15 protein-coding genes are annotated in these 18,015 nt (G+C 71.3%); 6 read left to right on the top strand and 9 right to left on the bottom strand.

Annotation, left to right across the window (positions count from 1 at the left end):
* Positions 1-45 precede the first annotated feature (45 nt).
* The 7 genes from ACFQRJ_RS05055 to ACFQRJ_RS05025 all read right to left on the bottom strand — a co-directional run bounded on the left by ACFQRJ_RS05055 (position 46) and on the right by ACFQRJ_RS05025 (position 9,331).
* Positions 46-3,627, bottom strand: coding sequence for a S41 family peptidase (locus ACFQRJ_RS05055; protein ID WP_377017718.1), 3,582 nt, complete (start codon positions 3,625-3,627; stop codon positions 46-48).
* Between the two features lie 40 nt (positions 3,628-3,667).
* Positions 3,668-4,591: a hypothetical protein gene (locus tag ACFQRJ_RS05050; RefSeq protein ID WP_377017716.1), complete on the bottom strand. Its 924-nt coding sequence runs from the start codon at positions 4,589-4,591 to the stop codon at positions 3,668-3,670.
* Positions 4,588-5,550: a hypothetical protein gene (locus ACFQRJ_RS05045; RefSeq protein ID WP_377017714.1), complete on the bottom strand. Its 963-nt coding sequence runs from the start codon at positions 5,548-5,550 to the stop codon at positions 4,588-4,590. The genes ACFQRJ_RS05050 and ACFQRJ_RS05045 overlap by 4 nt, the downstream gene beginning before the upstream one ends.
* A 218-nt stretch (positions 5,551-5,768) precedes the next feature.
* On the bottom strand, positions 5,769-6,836 hold the full coding sequence (locus ACFQRJ_RS05040; RefSeq protein WP_377017712.1) for an LLM class flavin-dependent oxidoreductase: 1,068 nt from the start codon (positions 6,834-6,836) through the stop codon (positions 5,769-5,771).
* Positions 6,837-6,962: 126 nt separating this feature from the next.
* Positions 6,963-7,406, bottom strand: coding sequence for a VOC family protein (locus ACFQRJ_RS05035; protein WP_377017710.1), 444 nt, complete (start codon positions 7,404-7,406; stop codon positions 6,963-6,965).
* A 171-nt stretch (positions 7,407-7,577) separates the two neighbouring features.
* Positions 7,578-8,462 (bottom strand): alcohol dehydrogenase catalytic domain-containing protein, encoded by an 885-nt coding sequence (locus tag ACFQRJ_RS05030; protein ID WP_377018128.1) that lies wholly within the window; start codon positions 8,460-8,462, stop codon positions 7,578-7,580.
* 47 nt (positions 8,463-8,509) lie between these two features.
* Positions 8,510-9,331, bottom strand: a complete 822-nt coding sequence (locus ACFQRJ_RS05025) for an SDR family NAD(P)-dependent oxidoreductase (RefSeq protein ID WP_377017708.1) — start codon at positions 9,329-9,331, stop codon at positions 8,510-8,512.
* A 115-nt stretch (positions 9,332-9,446) separates the two neighbouring features.
* On the opposite strand from ACFQRJ_RS05025, the gene ACFQRJ_RS05020 reads away from it, so the two are divergent.
* Positions 9,447-10,091 carry a TetR/AcrR family transcriptional regulator gene (locus ACFQRJ_RS05020; protein WP_377017706.1) on the top strand — a complete coding sequence of 215 codons (645 nt, stop codon included), beginning with the start codon at positions 9,447-9,449 and terminating at the stop codon, positions 10,089-10,091.
* Between the two features lie 194 nt (positions 10,092-10,285).
* Here the strand turns inward: ACFQRJ_RS05020 and ACFQRJ_RS05015 are convergent, their stop codons facing one another.
* Positions 10,286-10,807: a ferritin gene (locus tag ACFQRJ_RS05015; protein WP_377017704.1), complete on the bottom strand. Its 522-nt coding sequence runs from the start codon at positions 10,805-10,807 to the stop codon at positions 10,286-10,288.
* 237 nt (positions 10,808-11,044) lie between these two features.
* Positions 11,045-12,094, bottom strand: a complete 1,050-nt coding sequence (locus ACFQRJ_RS05010) for a LacI family DNA-binding transcriptional regulator (protein ID WP_377017702.1) — start codon at positions 12,092-12,094, stop codon at positions 11,045-11,047.
* A 541-nt stretch (positions 12,095-12,635) separates the two neighbouring features.
* Here ACFQRJ_RS05010 and ACFQRJ_RS05005 point away from each other — a divergent pair.
* The 5 genes from ACFQRJ_RS05005 to ACFQRJ_RS04985 all read left to right on the top strand — a co-directional run bounded on the left by ACFQRJ_RS05005 (position 12,636) and on the right by ACFQRJ_RS04985 (position 17,930).
* Entirely contained in the window at positions 12,636-13,679 is a 1,044-nt protein-coding gene (locus tag ACFQRJ_RS05005) for a carbohydrate ABC transporter permease (protein ID WP_377017700.1), read from the top strand.
* On the top strand, positions 13,676-14,602 hold the full coding sequence (locus ACFQRJ_RS05000; protein WP_377017698.1) for a carbohydrate ABC transporter permease: 927 nt from the start codon (positions 13,676-13,678) through the stop codon (positions 14,600-14,602). Before ACFQRJ_RS05005 ends, ACFQRJ_RS05000 begins: the two co-directional genes overlap by 4 nt.
* Positions 14,603-14,755: 153 nt before the next feature.
* A complete protein-coding gene (locus ACFQRJ_RS04995; protein WP_377017696.1) occupies positions 14,756-16,153 on the top strand; it encodes an ABC transporter substrate-binding protein in 1,398 nt (465 codons plus the stop codon).
* Positions 16,150-17,016: a glycerophosphodiester phosphodiesterase gene (locus tag ACFQRJ_RS04990; RefSeq protein ID WP_377017693.1), complete on the top strand. Its 867-nt coding sequence runs from the start codon at positions 16,150-16,152 to the stop codon at positions 17,014-17,016. The genes ACFQRJ_RS04995 and ACFQRJ_RS04990 overlap by 4 nt, the downstream gene beginning before the upstream one ends.
* A gap of 149 nt (positions 17,017-17,165) precedes the next feature.
* On the top strand, positions 17,166-17,930 hold the full coding sequence (locus ACFQRJ_RS04985) for a glycerophosphodiester phosphodiesterase (protein WP_377017691.1): 765 nt from the start codon (positions 17,166-17,168) through the stop codon (positions 17,928-17,930).
* The last annotated feature ends 85 nt before the right edge of the window (positions 17,931-18,015 follow it).

Genomic DNA, 18,015 nt, shown 5'->3' with positions numbered 1-18,015 from the left:
TCCGCCACCGGCGCCGCGGCCCCGGGCGCCGACGGCGCCGGTCGTTCAGCTCTGTGCCGCCGGGCCCGATCCGAACCGGGGCGCGGGCAGCGGGGGAGCGGTCGCGGCAGGGTGCTGCTCGAGCCGGGCCAGAGCCTCGGTGACCCCGCGCTCGATCTGCGGGTCCTCCCCGGCGGCCCACGCGTTCGGCGGCAGCGGCACCTCGATGTCGGGCTCGACACCGTAGTTCTCGATGCCCCAGCCCTCGCCCTCGAACCAGCTGGCGTACTTGGGCTGGGTGATGCCGGTGCCGTCGACCAGGTCGAAGCGGCCGTCGATCCCGATCACGCCGCCCCAGGTGCGGGTGCCGATGATCGGGCCGATCTCCATCGCTCGGGAGACGGCGCCCACGATATCCCCATCGGACCCCGCCTCCTGGTTGGTCACCAGCACCACCGCGCCGCGCGGTGCGAACTGCGGGTAGGTGCCCGGCCTCTGGTGGCGCGGATAGTCCCAGGACAGCACGCGACGGGCGAGGCGATCGGTGACCAGCTGCGAGGTGTGCCCGCCGCTGTTGTAGCGCACGTCGACGACCAGGCCCTCCTTGGTGGTCGCCTCACGCAGGTCGCGGTGCATCTGCGCCCAGCCGGAGGAGACCATGTCGGGGATGTGGAGGTAGCCGAGGCGGCCGCCGGAGAGCTCATCGACCAGGGCGCGGCGCGATGCAACCCACGCCTGGTAGCGCAGCTGCGAGTCGTCGGCCAGGGGGAGGACCGCCACCCGGCGCTCGGCGCCGTCACGGGCCAGCACCAGCTCCGTCGGCCGGTTCGCCGAGCCGATCAGCAGGGGCTGGACGCCGTCGGGGCCCACCTCCCGGCCGTCCACGCGCACGATCGCATCGCCCACCTCGGCCGCCACGCCCGGAGCCAGCAGCGGCGAGCGGGCCTCGGGATCGGAGGAGTCTCCGGGCAGGATCGAGGTGATCACCCAGCGACCCTCACGCTGCTCGACATCGGCTCCGAGATAGGCCGGGAGCATCGGCGGATCCGCCTGGTAGACCCCGCCCATCACGTAGGCGTGGGACGTGCCAAGCTCGCCCAGGACCTCCCACATCAGATCCTGGAAGTCGTCCTCGGTGACCAGTCGCTCGATGACCGGGTCGTACCAGGAGGTCATGGCGTGCCAGTCCATGCCGTCCATGTCGGCCCGCCAGTACTGCTGGGCCATGATCCGGTAGTTGTCCCAGAGCATGCCGCGGCGCTCGGCGACCGGGTCGACCGTCAGTCGCAGGCGGCCGGTGTCGATCGGGATGCGGGCCGGGTCCTCGTCCTCCACCTTGCGGTTCGAGGGGACCTTCACCCAGCTCTCGCCCTGCTTGATGACCAGGGATTCGCCGTCGCCGGAGACCGCGAGGTCGACGACTCCTTCGGCCAGCACGGTCAGCTTGCGATCGGCCAGGCTCCAGTGCTCGAGCGCGGGCCCGGGCTCCTCGCCCTCGACCCCGGCGCGCGCGGTGCCGAGCACGCCCTGCTGGGGATGTCGCAGCCACACGAAACCGCCGCTGACCGCGGTCAGGTGCGAGTACGTGCCCGAGACGACGGGGAACGGCACCAGGCGGTCCTCGACGGCATCGAGGTCGACCCGGGTCGCCGGGGCCCTGTTCGCGTCGTCGGCCCCGGCCGGAGCGGTCGAGGTCGCCGGGTGCGAGCCATCCGCGGCCGACGGGGTATGAGCGGGCCGGGCCGCGGCGGATCCCTCGGCATGCGGAGCCGCCGCCCCGTCGGCCTGTGCGGCGGGCTCCTCGCCGCCCCAGCCGTCGGGCAGCGGCCCGAACGGGTCGGCGGTGCTGCGCTCCAGCGGGATCAGGAAGGGGCGCTCGGCGTTGACGAAGCCGAGGTCGAAGACCATGTCGTCGTAGACCGTCTCGAAGGTGCGCATGGACAGCAGCGCCAGGTGCTTGCCGTCCGCGCTGAAGGCGGGCGCCGAATCCTGGTACTTGCCCGAGGTCAGCGCGCGGCCGGTGGGCTCGGGATCCTCGGTGTCCGAGATCATCAGGCGGCTGAGCATCCACGAGTTCGGCTCGGTCCACACCAGCCAGCGACCATCCGGCGACCAGGCCAGATCCGCGACCTCGCCGCCGCTGGAGCGGCCCACCTCGCGCACATGGTCCAGGTGCGGCACAGCCGGCGCCGCCTCACTCTCCTGCTCCCACGGGGAGACGGCGCCCGTGCCGGAGCCACCCGCGCCCGTGGTGTTCGTGCCCGCGCCCGCGCCGCCGGCACCGGTGACACCCGAGGTCGCCGCGCCCGTGGAGGTCGTGGCGGGGTCGACCAGACCGCGCAGGGTCACCAGGCGCACCACGTTGTCGTGGCTGGAGATCGCGATCTTGGACCCGTCGGGCGAAGGGACGGCGTGCAGGATCCGGCCCACGTCGCCCAGGTCAAAGCGGATCTCCTCGCTGCCGCCGTCCAGCCGGGACAGAGCCAGCACATCCGAGCCGACGCCGCCGTGCTCGCGGTCCGAGAGCGCCTCGGCGTCGCTGACCATGAGGGCGAAGGGGGAGCGCCCGAGGGGGCGCACCTCCCGGATGCGCACGCCGTCGGCACCCGCGAGCAGCCGTGCCGGGCCGCCGCGGTGGGTGAGGGCATGGGCGCTGCCGCGCCACTCGACCACGCTCGAGCGGGCATCGTGCACCGGCCGCACGGCCAGCAGGTTCTCGCTCGGCGAGACGGGCCGGGGGACGCGGGACGCGCCGACCCCGGAGGCGAGGATCTCGACCTCGCGCGGCTCGGCCTGCAGCGAGTCCAGGGCGAACAGGCGGCCGCGGGAGGAGTACACGATGGTGGTGCCGTCGGTCGCGGGCTCGCGCAGGTAGCCGTCCTCGGCCTGCAGCGAGGTGTGGACCTGCAGGTCGGAGCCATCCGCTGCGACGGACCACAGATTGGCCGTGGCGCGGTCGTGACGGGCCGCTCCGGGCCCGGGGGTGTCGGAGGCGAAGATCAGCCGGTCGCCGTACCAGGCGATGCGCGTCTTGGAGGCGAGGATGTCCGCCAGCAGCGGCTCCCAGGAGCGTGCGGCGTGCGCGGCGGCCGGCGCACCGAGGGCCACGTCCTCGTGCGAGATCCACAGCTTCACCGCGGTCCCGCCCTGGTAGTGCTTCCAGCCGGCCTGATCGCGGCGCCACGGGGTGGCGACCACGGTGGGGCCCGACAGGTGGATCGCGACCTCGCCCGAGCGGCCCAGCGGCAGCAGCTCGGCCTGCCCCTCCAGATCGACCGCCCACAGCTGCGCATCCCGCGCGACCGGGGCGTTGTAGCTGCTCGAGGCGACGATGCGGCCGTCGGGAAGCCAGCCGACCACCTTCGTCGAGGGCCGGCCCCACGTGGTCAGGCGGCGCGGGGTGGTGGATCCGTCGGCCGAGACCACCCAGACCTCGGGGCCGCCGGAGGTGCGGGAGGTGTAGGCGACGTGGACGCCGTCGGGCGAGAACCGCGGATAGGCGACGGGGGCGCCCTCGTCGGTCAGTCGCCAGGCGCGGCCCCCGGCCAGGGGCGCGAGCCACACGTCGTTCGCGGCGGTGAAGACGACGGTGTCGCCACGGACATCTGGGTGGCGGAGGTAGGCAGCGTGGGCAGGCGTCGATGACATGGTCATCAGCCTAAGTGTGAGCGGCGGCGCAGGGGCGTGCTCAGCCGAGCGCGCCGGCGATGACGCCGTTGGCCCGGTGCAGCGAGATCGCGAGATCGGCGCGGCTGACGGACTTCTCTCCCGCCCAGACATCCTCCGCGAGAGAGGCGGGCACCATGCCCGCTGCCTCGAGCCAGGCCACATCGCGGAGCGTCGAGGCCGATTCCGGAGCTTCCGGCGCCTCGGGCAGCGATGTCGCGGCCGACGGATCCCACGTTGCTCCGTATCCGGCCAGGGCCGGGCGCAGCAGCGCCGCCAGCATCCCGGCGACGCAATCGCGGGTGGCGTCCTCCTCAGGGCGGACGCGCAGGTCGGGGTCGCCCCACACGGCGCCGCGGCCGTGCAGCCACAGCAGCGCGGTGGCGATCTCGACGTCGTCCCCGAGGTCGGTGATCAGCGCCGGCGCGGTCTCCCGCGGCACGGCCGGGGCCCCGGCGAATCGGTGCAGGGCCAGGGCCACGGCGCCGCGGGTGAGCACAGCATCGGGGGAGTAGGCGCCGCTGTCATCGGCGGGCTGGACGCCGGTCTCGTCGGCCCAGCGCATCGCCTCCAGGCCGGGCGCGTCATCGGGAACATCGGTAAACGGGCTGGTGACCGGCGCGTTGCCGGCTCCGGCGCCTGCGGAGGCCGAGGTGGCTCCGCCTGCGGTCCGGCTCAGCAGTGCCCCGGCGGTCACCGAGCTGCCGATGGCCGCCGCCGCGGTGCCGGCGACCAGGAAGGCCCGGCGGCGCAGGTCGCGGCGGGGAGCGGCGCCCCGGACCACCGTGGACTCCGCAGGTGTGATGGTGGCGGGCGGAGAGGTCGGGACCGGATCGGGCAGGCGGTCGGCGGGGGCATGAGTCGATGCCGCAGCGGCGGAGGCGTCGCTGGGGGCCGGGCGGGGCACCCGGTCCTGTCGCAGGCGCGGGGCAGGCGGTCGTCTCACAGCCACTGCAGCTCCCGCATCCGTTGCAGGATCGCCCAGCTCACGGCGAGATTTCCCCAGCCGTTGAGGTGGATGCCATCGGGTGCGCGGAGCTCCGGCGGGGCCACGTGCATCTCGAGCGCACCCTGAGTGCCCGCCTGCTCGAGCAGGCTCAGCGGGGCCAGCGGCGGGCAGCACAGGCCCTCGGCCGAGGTGAGGAGCGTGGCGAGGTCGAGGAAGTGGTCGCCGTAGCGGCGCTGCTGCTCCTCGTTGACGGCGAGCACCGCCTCGGCCGTGTCCGAGCCGACCGGATCGTAGGCCGTCGGCCACTGTCCCAGCACCAGGGTGTCGTGCTCGGGATCGTCGGCGGCGTCCCACATCCGCTGGGTGTCCTCGAGGACCCCGTCGACGTCGAGAATGTTGTTCTTGCCCATCCACAGCACCTGGCGGGACCCGGCGGCCACCTCGGCGAGGGAAGAGGTGAAGACGCCATCGGCGACCGGAGAGGCCGGATCCTCGGGCGTGAAGAACCAGGTGCCGCTCGAGCCGTCGAGCTCGCCCGGCACGCCGTCGACCGTGCCCGGGATGCGCAGCGGCCCGGCCGGGGCGAGCCCGGAATCGAGCTCGGCGCGCACGCGTCCCGTCCCGGCTTCGGGGCTGCCGACGCAGGCCAGCCGCGGGGTGTCCAGGCCCCGCATCAGCAGGGTGTGCGGGGACCTGGTGGCGCCGACCCCGAAGCAGTGGACGCTCGCGGGCGCGGCAGCCAGCGCCAGGTGCTCGTGGATCCGGACGGTCAGCGGCGTGCCCTCGTAGCCGCGCTCGGAACTCATCGAGGACGAGCCCCACAGCGTCAACGGGCGCGTGGTCTCCGGGGCGAGCAGGTGGCGGGATGCCTCGGTGCCGGGAGCGGACTGGTGAGGCTTCGCGGGGAGGGGTGCGGCAGGCGCGGCCGGTACGGCGGCGATCTGCGGCGCGGGCATCGCGGTCCTCCGAAGGCGGTGCTGAGCGAGCGCCCCGATCAGCACCCGCGGACCTTCACCTTACGGGAGAACCGGTCATCCCGGCAGGGGTCGGCGGTGTGATCCGGCCGGGAGCCGACGATGCCGCGGAGGCGCGAGCCGGGGCGGCTCGGACGGTGCGGCTCGGACGTGTGGCCAGGCCGGGCCGTGGAGGCGGCGAGCCGGGGCCCTCGACAGCGTCAGGTGACGGGGTCGCCGGTCACCGGCCCCTCCGTATTCGGCTTCCACCCCAGGTCAGGAGCGACATGCTGAGCGAAGCTCTCCAGGATGTGCAGGTTCAGCTCGACTCCTGCCTGCGAGGGGATCGTGAGCATCAGGGTGTCCGCGGACTGCACGGCGGCATCGGCCTTCAGCTCCTCGATCAGCTGATCCGGCTCGCCGACGAACGTGCGGCCGAAGGTGGAGCGGTGCCCGTCGATGATGCCGATCTGATCGGCACCGTCCCCGGGGCGCATGCCGAACATCAGCCGGTCCTGATCGGTGACGACGGGGAAGACGCTGCGGGAGACGGAGACGCGGGGTGCGTGAGTGTGGCCGGCGGCGCGGAAGGCAGTGCGGAACCGCTCGATCTGCTCAGCCTGGAGGTCGGCGAACTGGGCACCGGTGGCCTCGGTCAGCAGTGTGGAGCTCATGAGGTTCAGGCCCTGGCGGCCGACGTTCTCCGCACTGTCCCGGGAGCCGGCGCCCCACCAGATGCGGCGGACCAGATCCGGGGAGTAGGGCTCGAGCCGCAGATCGGCGCCGGGGGTGACCGGGGCGCCATAGGGCTGCTGGGCGGCGCGGGCCATCGGTTCGCCCTGGATGGCCTGCATGAACAGGTCGAACTTCTCGCGGGCGATGTCCGCACCGCGCGGATCGGTGGACCCGGTGTAGCCGAAGGCCTCCCAGCCGCGGTCGGCCGGTTCGGGGCTGCCTCGCGAGACGCCGAGCGCGACCCGGCCGTCGGCGATCAGGTCGAGAGCCGCCGCCTCCTCGGCGAGGTACAGCGGGTTCTCGTAGCGCATGTCGATCACGCCGGTGCCCACCTCGATCCGCTGCGTGCGGGCGGCGACCGCCGAGAGCAGGGGCATGGGGGAGGCGGACTGCGGGGCGAAATGGTGGACCCGGAAGTAGGCGCCGTTGACGCCCAGCTCGTCGGCGCCGACGGAGATGTCGATCGCGTCGTGGAGCATCTGGCGGGCGTCGAGGCCGCCCGCACCGGGGCCGTTGCCGTAGTGGCCGAAGCTGAGGAATCCGAAGGCTCGCATGATGGCTCCAACGCTAGGCGGTTATTGAATGTTCCACAACCCGTGGCGGTGTCATGGACAGTGCGGAAAGCCCGGAGCCCGGCCCCGGAGCGCTGAGCCGGAGCCGTGGGCTGTGGCCCCTCGGTCTCAGCGCTCCTGCTGCTCGCCGACCACGATCGCCCACAGCACGCCGAAGCGATCCTTGACCTGTCCGTAGTGGTCGCCCCACGGTGCGGGCTCGAACGGCATGACCAGCTCGGCGCCCGTCGAGGTGAGCTTCTCGATCAGGGCCCGGCCCTGGCCGACCGACTCCAGGCCGATCAGGTACGAGTACACGTCCGACTCCAGCGGGGGCAGCTCCTCGCCGGGTGCGGTGAGGGCGTCGCCGCCGGCCAGGGTGACCAGACCGCCGTGCAGCTGTGCGTGCGCGATCGATCCGGGTGGCGGAGTGAACGGAAATCCCGAAAGGTCCGGGAAATCGTCGTAGGTCATGATCTGGAGCTCGCCGCCGAACACCTCGCGGTAGTACTCGAAGGCCTCACCGGCGTTCCCGGGGAAGGTGATGTAGGGGCTGAACTGCGGAGCTGCCATGGCGATCTCTCCCGGACGTCTCGTGCCTCATCTGGCGGGGCGGCGCCTGCGCTGCGGTGCGCGGCCGTGCTCAGTGTGGCACGGGGTCGTGATGGAGCCCAGGGTGACCAGGCGGGGCGCCGGGACACCACCGGCAGGCATGCCGGGTAGCGGCGGCCGGCGCCGGAGTGCTCAGGGGAAGGTGATCAGAATCTTGCCGTGAACATGACCGGCGGCCTGCACCGCCACCGCATCCCGGATCCGCTCCACCGGGAACCTCTCAGCGATGGGAACGGTCATTCGACCGGCGAGGATGGCCGCCTCGATCCGCTGAAGTGCGTCCCGGGCGGCGGCATGCGCTCCGGTGGATCGCACGCCGGGGAGCTGCGCCCCGGCCGCGACGGTCGCGATGCGCCTCGGATCGACGCCGAGCTCGAGGCCGGCTTCGGCGGCCTCGATCCCGTGCAGGTCGATCGCCGCGGTGACACCTCGGCGCGCGAGCCGCCTGACGCGGTCTGGCAGCCCGGGGCCGTAGGCGACCGGAAGCGCGCCCAGGCGCCGCAGGAACGGGAATGTCGCCTCGGAGGCGCTGCCGATCACGGTGGCGCCGGCGAGGCGAGCCAGTTGGACCGCGAGCACGCCGACACCCCCGGCGGCACCGCCGAGGAGGATGGTGTCAGCGGCGCCCGGGCCTACCGCGTCCACGGCCGCGACTGCGGTGAGTCCCGGCGTCGGCAGCGCTGCAGCCGTGGCGTCAGCGACGCCGTCCGGCACGCGCCGGAGCAGATTCGGCGCGGCGACGGGAACCGGGACGACAACGACGTCCGCGACGGCCTGCCCCATGATGCCGCCGTAGACTCGGTCGCCCACGTGGAACCCGGCGTGCTCCGCGCCCGGCCCGACCTCGTCCACGACTCCGGCCAGATCGCTTCCGAAGCCCGCTCGGACGCCTAGGCCGAAGTGGGCGGCCAGTGAGGGCATCGCCGCAATCTGCCAGTCCAGCGGATTCAGGCCCGCCGCGCGCACCCTGATTCGGATCTCTCCGCGCTCCACGTGCGGCTCCGCGATGCGCCGCACGTGGAGTACATCAGGACCGCCGAACCCGTCGCGAGCAACGACGCGGCTCACGCGTCGCTCCCAGTGCCATCGGTCAGCGCGCGGCCGATGATCGTGCCGTACATTCGTGCGGACGCGCTGCGGGTCACGACATGCTTGCCGAGCAGGTCCGCGGATCTGTTCACCACCCCGGGGATGACGTACGAGCGCTTGCCGAGAGACCGCAGCGCTGCACCGACGGCCTTCGGGGGCGGCATCTTCGCCCCGCCGGGCATCTTGGTGAAGTCGATCCCGCGGATCTTCTCGAGTCCCTCTGTCTCGGTCTGGCCCGGAGCGAGCACGAGGACGTCCACTCCCTGCCCCTTCAGCTCGTGGTGCAGGGCTTGTCCGAGCGAGAGCACGTATGCCTTCACGGCGGCGTAGTTGGCCTGGAAGGGCACGGCGCCGGCCGCGATGCTCGAAGAGATCAGGACGATCGCTCCTCGACCGCGTGCAGAGAAGGCTCGACCGAAGCCGTGTGCCAGGCGGAGCGTCACCGCCGCGTGGAGGGAGAGAACCTCGAGCTCGTCGTCGAGGGCGTGCTCGATCAGGGGCCCCGCAAGGGCGACACCGGCACTCGCGACGACCGCACCGACGTCGAGGTGCGCCGTTCGCCGCATGAGCTCGTCCACGGCGCCCGGCTCTAGCAGGTCGAGGGCGACGACCTCGTTCACCGTCCCATGCGCCTCGGTGAGCTCGGCCGCGAGCCGCTCCAGCCGGTCGACGCGTCGCGCCACCAGGACGACGTTCATGCCGCCCGCAGCCAGCTGACGCGCGAACTCCTCTCCGAGTCCCGATGACGCGCCCGCGACGATCGCGTAGGCCCCGTACCTCTGTCGAAGATCCTTCATCCCGGCTCCTTGTCCGCGCATGCTGCAGCACGACTTCCGTGCGAGCGTTCCATAACTAGCGGGCCCGCCCTACAGGGCTTCTGGAACGCACGTGCAAGAAGTGTAGGCTGGGGGTATGGCCCGCACCGGACGTCCCCGAGCCTTCGACTCCGCAGTCGCGTTGCAGCGCGCGCGAGACCTCTTCTGGAGCGCCGGTTACGGCGACACTTCCGTCCAGGACCTGGTCGACGACCTCGGGGTGGAGCGAGGCAGCCTTTACGCGGCATACGGTGACAAGCGCAGCCTCTACCTTCGTGCCGTCCAGCTGTACTGGACCGAGTACGAGGCGTCGCTCACGCGGGCGCTGCGATCCGTGCCCCTGCTTCCGGCGCTACGGGAGATGCTCATCCTGCCGGCTCAGCTGGGAACGATCTCCACGGAACCGGGAAACCCGCGCGGCTGCATGATGGGGAACACCGTCGTGGAGCTCGTACCGCAGGATGCGGAGGCGACCGCACTCGTGAATGAATCGTTCGCTCGGTTCCGCACCCTGGTTGCAGAAGCCCTGGGCGAAGCCCAGGCGCGCGGCGAGGTATCAGATTCTGCATCCCCGGAGGTGCAGGCGCAGCTCCTTCTCACCCTTACTCAGGGCACTTCTCTTCTATCGCGAACTGGTGCCGATGCGACGCGTGCGATCGCCGCCATCGATCTGGCAGTCGACGGCCTGCGCCCACCAGGCGGACAGGTTCCGCCCGCCAGCAATCGCCGAGTTCCACAGTAGTCGGGGGCGGCGGAACCGGGCTCGTGACGTGCGGAGGGCAGCCAGTGCCATCAGCTTCGCCTCCAGCCGCGACCACGGGCGTGCTGAGGGTCGGGAGTTGGTCTGCCCGGGAACGCAACGCGATGGCTGGGCCCGCTCCGTGCCGCGCACCGGACGCCGACCCGGAGCGTGAACGGGTGCTGCGCGCGGCCGAGTCAGTCCTCGTCGGCCTCGGTGGACTGGGCAGGGCGCTCGCCCAGCTCGCGATCCAGGCGCAGCAGGCCGGAGCCGTCGTCGCCGATCAGCTTCACGCGGCCGATGATCTCGGAGACGGTGGCCTCCTCCTCGATCTGCTCGTCGACGAACCAGTTCAGCAGCGGGCGGGAGTCGTAGTCGCCCTCCTTGTCGGCGCTGCGGTACAGCTCGCGGATCGACGCGGAGACCTTCTGCTCGTGGGCGAGCGCGGCCTCGAAGATCTCCAGCACGGACAGGCCGGGCCGCACCTCGGGGGCGTGGATGGTGCCGATGGCCGCGTGGTTGTCGCGGTCCGAGACGTGCTGGATGAACTTGTTGGCGTGGACGATCTCCTCGTCGGCCTGATGGCGCAGCCATGCGGCGATGCCGGAGAGATCCTGCTCGTCCGCCTCGATGGCGAGCTGGCGGTAGGTGATGGACGCCGCGAATTCGAGCGTGATCTGTTCCTGGAATTTCTTCTCAAGGTCATCAGAGAGCTTCATGGCGTTGACAATAGACCCGTCCGGCCGCGTTGTCAGCCATGGAAAGGCTTGCCTGACCTCGGAAGACAGGTGCGGGAGAGGGGTTGCTGGGATCCGGTGTCGGTGTGGGTGGGGGCGGCTTCGGGGCCCCCGGGGCCGGTGCCGGGGGTGGCCGCTTCAGGCCCGGGGCCGGTGGTGACCGCTTCTGGACCCTGGGGGCGAGGGCCGGCCGGATCGGCGGCGTGGTGGCCGACCGTCTCAGGCTCGCAGATGCTCGGAGACCGGGCCCAGAGTCCGCCCGGGCTGGAAGCGGCCGGCGCTGAGTGCGTGCTCGGCGCCGGCGGTCTCGGTGCCCGGCGGGCCTTCGGGCGATTCCTGCGCGCGGACCAGCAGCTCCTCCATGCGGGCCACCGCGGTGCGGGCGACAGCGGCGACGGGCAGCTGGACGGTGGCGAGGCCGATGAGGTCGAGCCCGTCGGCCAGCCCGTCGAAGCCGACGGTGCTGACGTCCTCCGGGACGCGCATGTCGCGCGCGCGGGTCGCCCGCAGCAATTCCAGGGCCACGTAGTCGACCGGGCACACGATGCAGCTGAGGCCTTCGGCGCGCGCTGCATCGAGAGCGCGCACCACGCCCTGCTCGACGGGAAGCAGATCGATCGGGACCGTCTCGACGCCGAGCTCCCGGCAGTGCTCGATCAGGCTGCGCATGCGCAGGTCGAACACGCGCGAGTACAGCAGGGGAGCGACGAGTATAGCGATCCTCCGGTGGCCCTTGGCGGCGACCTCCTCGGCGACCATCCGGCCGTGGGCGCGCTCGTCGTAGCTGACCGACTCGATCTGGGGATGATCGTTGGGGCGGCCCACGATCAACATCGGCGTCGAGGTGACCGTCTCCAGGAGATCTTCCGCGGAGGTCACGCCGGTGCCCACGAACAGCCCGGCGACCCGCTGACCCATCAGACGGTTCAGCCCCTGGACCTCGGCAGTGCCGTAGTCGTGGCGGAACGCGGTCACGGAGATCAGCGTGCGACCGGTCGCCTCGACGGCACGGTTCATCTCCGAGTGCAGATGCCCGTAGGCGGGATTGGTGGCGTCCCGGATCAGCAGGCCGAGCTGGCGGCCGTGGCGCATCGCAAGCCCGCTGGCGACGAGGTTGTGCACGTAGCCCAGGCGCTTGGCCGCCTCGTGCACCTTGATCAGCGCGTCGGCGGAGACGCGCTCCCCGGCGTTCTGGAACACGCGGGAGACGGTCGAGCGCGAGACGCCCGCGGCCCGGGCCACGTCCTCCATGGTCGGTGGTCGAGTCATGGCCTTGCCTTCCCCCTGTGCTCAGCACGTATCGCGCACTCGGGAAGCTCGGCGTCGGGCCCCGCTCGGCGGGCGCGATGTATCAGCGCAGGGTAGCGCACCCGGGAGGGTCCGCCCGGGCACGCGGATGACGCCCCGGTGAAGCCTGGGTTCTCGGACAGGTGGCCAGAACGCTCCGTCGCGGAACTTTCCGTGCACGGGGGGTGAACATCCGAGGAACCGACCGCCCGACGGGCACCCGTCGGGCCCGCCGACCCCGGTGCGCCGCGTTGGTGGGAGCGCTCCCACCTGCGGGGACAGTCCACGTTCACGAGCGGTTCACCGGGCTCGACGGGCAGTGGCGCGCGGGCCGGGGGCTCTTTACGGTGAGGGCCGTCGACGCAGCAGCGCAGTCATCCCGTGCCGGGCATGGCACCAGCGCGGCGGATGCGCCGCACCGTCCCTGGTTCACGCTGACCGCCAGGTCACGCCGCGACCACCTCTCACGTGAACGTCCGCCCCCGCGGACACCTCCGCCCAACAGGAAGGTGGGAGCGCTCCCATGACACTCGCCGTGCGACCGCAGCCCCCGTCGGACCCGTCGAACCCGTCGGTTCCCGACCGGGCCGGCACGTTGGGCGGCGTCACGGGTACGGGATCGGCCGGCAGCGGGACGCGAGGCACCGCGCTGAGGAGCGAGGAGCGCCGGCGCTCACCCCAGCGCCGCCGCCGGGTGCGCCGCGACGCACTGCTCTTCGGCGCGCTGATCGCCCCGAACCTCATCGCGATCATCGTGTTCTCGTACTATCCGGCGCTGTACAACATCGGCCTCAGCTTCGCCGACTGGGACTTCGTCGCCCCCACGCCCGAGTTCGTGGGGCTGGAGAACTACCGCGACCTGCTGACCGACCCGGGCTTCCTCCAGATCCTGCTGAACACCCTGATCTTCACCGGCGTCAGCGTGGTCGGCTCCATCATCGGGGGCCTGCTGCTGGGCAGCCTGCTGGCCACGAAGGTGCCGCTGACCGGTTTCGCCCAGACCATGGCCTTCGCCCCGCACATGCTCCCCGGCGCCGCGGTCGGCATCCTGTGGCTGTTCATGTTCGACCCCAACTACGGGCTCTCACGCTGGGCGTTCTCCCTGTTCGGCGCGGCATCGCCGGACTGGACCACTACCTCCGACTGGTCGCTGTGGGCGATCACCATCGCCTACACCTGGCAGCGCCTCGGCTTCGTCACCGTCATCTGCTACACCGCGATCCTCGACCTGCCGAAGGACCTCTACGAGGCGGCCGCGCTCGACGGTGCGCACGGGGTGAAGCTGTTCCGCCACCTGACGCTGCCGCTGCTGAGCCCGATCACGTTCTTCCTCTCGATCACCGGCGTGATCTCCGCGGCTCAGGCCTTCGACATCATCTCGATCATGACGGGCGGTGGGCCCGGCATCTCCTCGTCGACCCTGAGCTGGATGGTCTACGAGGAGGCCTTCAAGAACTTCGACATCGGCACCGCGTCCGCGGCCGCCACCGTGCTGCTGGTGATCCTGCTGATCATCACCTACGTGCAGGTCCGCTACGGCGAGAAGAAGGTGAACTACGACTCATGAGCACCCTGAGCACAGAGCCGGCACAGGCCTCCACGATCCCGCAGGCGGCCGACGGGACCAGCCGCCGGGCGGACCTCAACGCCGGTCGCCGTCGCGGACCGCGCCGCCCGGCGTGGCTGACCGGTCTGCTGATCGCCGCGGTCGTGGCGACCATCGGAGTCTTCATCCTCCCGCTGTACTGGCTGTTCTCCTCGTCGCTGAAGCCGCACGAGCAGATCTACTCCTGGCCGCTGCAGTGGATCCCGACGCAGGTGACGCTCGAGAACTTCCTCGACGCGTGGAACGCCGCGCCCTTCGACCGGTTCTTCCTGAACTCGATCATCACCACCGGCGTGGGCACCGCCCTGGAGATCTCGCTGGCGATCCTGTGCGCCTACGCGTTCGTGTTCGTGGACTTCCGGTACAAGAAGATCGCCTTCGCCCTGATCGTCGCCTCGATGATGCTGCCGGGGCACGTCACCCTGATCGTCAACTACATCACCGTGGCGAACCTGGGCTGGCTGAACTCGTACGCCGGGATCATCCTGCCCGGCGTCGCCAGCGCCTTCGCGATGTTCCTGCTCTACCAGTACATGCGCACCATCGACAAGGACATCCTCCAGGCCGCGGAGATCGACGGGGCGGGCCACATCCGCCGGATGCTCACGATCGTGGTCCCGCTGTCCAGCCCCATGATCCTGACCTGCACGCTGATCGTGATGGTCAGCAAATGGAACGAATACGTGTGGCCCCTGATCGTCACCAGCACGGCCAACATGCGCACTCTCCCCATCGGCCTGCTGTTCCTGCGCACCCAGGAGGGCTACTCCAACTGGGGCGTGATCATGGCCGGCGCCGTGTTCGTCTCCCTCCCCATGCTCGTCATCTTCTTCCTCGCCCAGAAACGCATCATCGGCGGCCTCGCCGCCGGCGCCATGAAGTGACGCCGCGCCAATCCTCGGTGCCGGCCCTGCCCGCCGCCGGAGCCCTCGAACCTGCTCACCACCGGAGCCCTGTGCTCCGACCCTGCCCCCCGCCGGATCACGCATGCCGGCCCTCGACCGCCAGCTGCACACCCTCACCAAGGAGCGATTGACATGTCCCGTCTGTACACCCCCTCGTCCCAGTTCTCCCGCCGCCGCATGCTCGGCGCCCTGGGACTCGGCGCCGGCGCCGCGGGCCTCGCTGCCTGTGGTGCCCCGGCCGGCGGTGATAATGCCGAGAGCAACCTGCGCGAGGGCTTCTCGCAGGCCGATCTAACCATCCCGGAGGGGTACGAGGGCCGCACTCCGATCCTGTTCTGGGCACCCTGGACCGGCGGCATGTTCGACGTCCTGACGGGCCTGTTCGACGAGTTCAACGAGTCCCAGGACGAGATCGTCGCGATCGCCGAGTCCGTCGGCGGCTACGCGGATCTCAATCAGAAGTTCACCGCGGCGCTGCAGGCCCGCGCCGTGCCGGACATCGTCTGCTTCCCCGAGATGCAGTGGCTGCAGTTCTACTTCTCCGACGCCCTGGTTCCCCTGGACGGCTACTTCGACGACGAGTGGAACCTGGACACCTACATCCAGAACTTCGTGCCCGAGTCCAAGGCCGCCGGTGAGACGTTCCTGGTGCCTTTCGCGCGCTCCACCCCGTTGTTCTACTTCAACAAGACCCGCTACATCGAGGCGGGGCTTCCCGAAGAGGGGCCCAAGACCTGGGAGGATCTCGCGGAGTTCGCCCCGGAGCTGGCGAAGATCGAGGTCGACGGCCGCCCGATGTCCGCCCTGGCCTTCAGCTCGGACGACGCGTGGCACGGACAGGCCGACATCTGGGGCTTCGGGGGCGCGAACTCCAACCAGGACTTCGAGGTCACGATCAACGACGAGGCCGGCGTCGAGTGGCTCGAGTGGCAGCGCAAGTTCGTCCACGAGGACGGCTACGCCTACCTCGCGCAGGACCCGGGCACGGACTTCAGCGCCGGGGTCAGCGCCGGCAAGCGCGGCTCCACCGCAAGCCTCACCGGCACCACCGAAGCCGCCGACTTCGAGGTCGGCGTGTGCTTCATGCTCTCCAAGGAGGGTCAGGAGGCGGCCGTGCCCACCGGCGGCTCCGGCCTGTCCATCGTGCGCGCCGAGTCCCAGGACCGCCAGGACGCCTGCGCTGAGCTGTTCCGCTTCCTGGCGGGCCCGGAGCAGTCCGCCACCTGGCACATCGGCACCGGGTACGTGCCGATCGTCCAGGCCGCTGCGGACACCGATCGCGTCAAGGAGAACGTGGAGAAGGATCCCAACTACGGCGTCGCCCTGGATCAGCTCGAGATCGCCCGCACCGCCGACTACACCAACTGGTTCCAGGCCGCGGTCACCGAGATCTCCGCCGCCCAGACCAAGGTCTACGGCGACAACACCCCCACCCAGGAGGCTCTGAACGCCGCCGCCACGTCCCTCCAGGAGATCCTCGACGACAATCGCGAGGACATGGAGTCCGTCGAGTTCGAGGGCTGGAAGTGACGGCGACGACGGCCGGCGACGGTTCGGCTCCCACCCCGAGCGCCCCGGGTGCGCAGCCGGCCGCGACGGAGCTCTCCGCCACGGTCTCCTCGGCCCCGGGGGCGGCTGCTCCTCGGATCCCGCAGATCGTCGGCCACCGCGGCGCGGCAGCGGTGGAGCCCGAGAACACCCTGCTCTCCTTCCGCCGCGGGATCGCCGACGGATCGGACCTGCTGGAGTGCGATGTCCACCTCTCCAGCGACGGGGCCGACGCGGTCATCCACGACGCCACCATCGACCGCACGGCTGAGGAGGAGTCGCCGCTGCACACCGGTGCGGTGGCGGATCTGACCCGTGCCCAGCTGGACCGGGTGCTGGTCGGGAAGGGTGAGCACATTCCCACGCTCACCCAGGTGCTGGAGGCCGCGACCCGAGAGGACGGCACACGTGTGCCGCTGCTGGTCGAGATCAAGGCACTCGCCGCCGCGCAGCTGATCGCCGGGATCCTCACGGAGTTCTTCGAGGATGGCGATTGGGAGGATCCGCCGGCCGCCCCGGCGCAGATCATCTCCTTCCACCCCGAGGCGCTGCGCACGGCGAGGACCGAGGCCCCGCGCATCCCTCGTCTGCTCACCACCACGGCCACCTCGACGGAGTTCTTCGAGACCGCCGCGGAGCTCGAGGTGGCGCAGATCGGGGTGCGGATCGCCGACGCCCGCCAGGCCGACGTCGACCGCGCCCGGGAGCTGGGCGTCCAGCTGAACCTGTGGACCGCCCGCTCCGAGGAGGAGCTGGCGCGGGCATTGGAGCTGGGCTGCGACACGATCACCGTCGACGACCCGGCCTGGGCGACGCGGCTGATCGCCGAGCACACCGGCGGTTGAGACGCAGCGGCAGTGCCCACCCGCTGGGGTGCTGCCGCTGTCGCTCCCGCGGGAACGGCCCGCGAACCGGGAGTGATCCCTACTCTGGAAGCCCGAGCCGACGGGATCGCTGACCGGCGATCGCGTCCCCGATCTGCAACAGGAGAACGATGCCCGCCGAGCCGCACGCACCGACCGAGACCGCCGCGCCCGCCCACGCGGAGCGCCCCTCCCGTCCCGTGGTCGTGGGGCACCGGGGCGCGCCGGTGCACGCCCCCGAGAACACGCTGGGCGGTTTCCGCCGGGCGCTCGAAGACGGGGCACAGCTGCTCGAGTGCGATGTGCACCTCAGCGCCGACGGGCACGTGATGGTCATGCACGACGAGAGCATCGACCGCACCGCGGACCCCGCCTCGCCGCTGCGCACAGGGGCGCTCGGCGACCTCACTCGCGCCGAACTGGGGCGCGTGCTACTGGCCGACGGCGAGAGGATCCCGACGCTCGAGGAGCTCCTGGAGATGACCACCGTGCCGGTGTTCATCGAGGTCAAGGTGGCACCGGCCGCGCAGGCTGTCGCGGCGATCCTGCGTGACCTGCCGACCGGATCCCCGGCCGCACGCTCGACGGTGATCTCCTTCCACCCCGAGGCGCTCGCCGAGATCCGCCGCGCCACGGATGCTCCCGTCTCCTATCTGGTGCGCCAGGTCGACGAGCGGGCTCTCGAGACCGCCCGGGAGCTCGACGCCGCCGGGATCGGCCCCTGGATCGGCGGCCTGTCGCTGCGGGCGGCGGAGTCGGCCCGGGCGGCCGGCCTCGCGGTGAACCCGTGGACGATCAACAGCCCGCAGGAGCTCGCCGTGGCGCGGGCCTGCGGCGTCGACACGATCACCACGGACGATCCGGCCTGGGTGCTCGGGGCGCTCGGCGCGGCCTGAGCGCAGGTAGTCCCACGTGCTGGCATCGTCGGCGCCGGTGTGACGGCGCGCATACCATGACGGGCTGCTGTTCGCTCGATCTGGA

This window comes from Brachybacterium sp. GCM10030252, from assembly GCF_042666535.1.
GTDB lineage: Bacteria > Actinomycetota > Actinomycetes > Actinomycetales > Dermabacteraceae > Brachybacterium.
The sequence above is the reverse complement of the archived record's forward strand: the minus strand, read 5'-3'. Positions and strand labels throughout refer to the sequence as shown.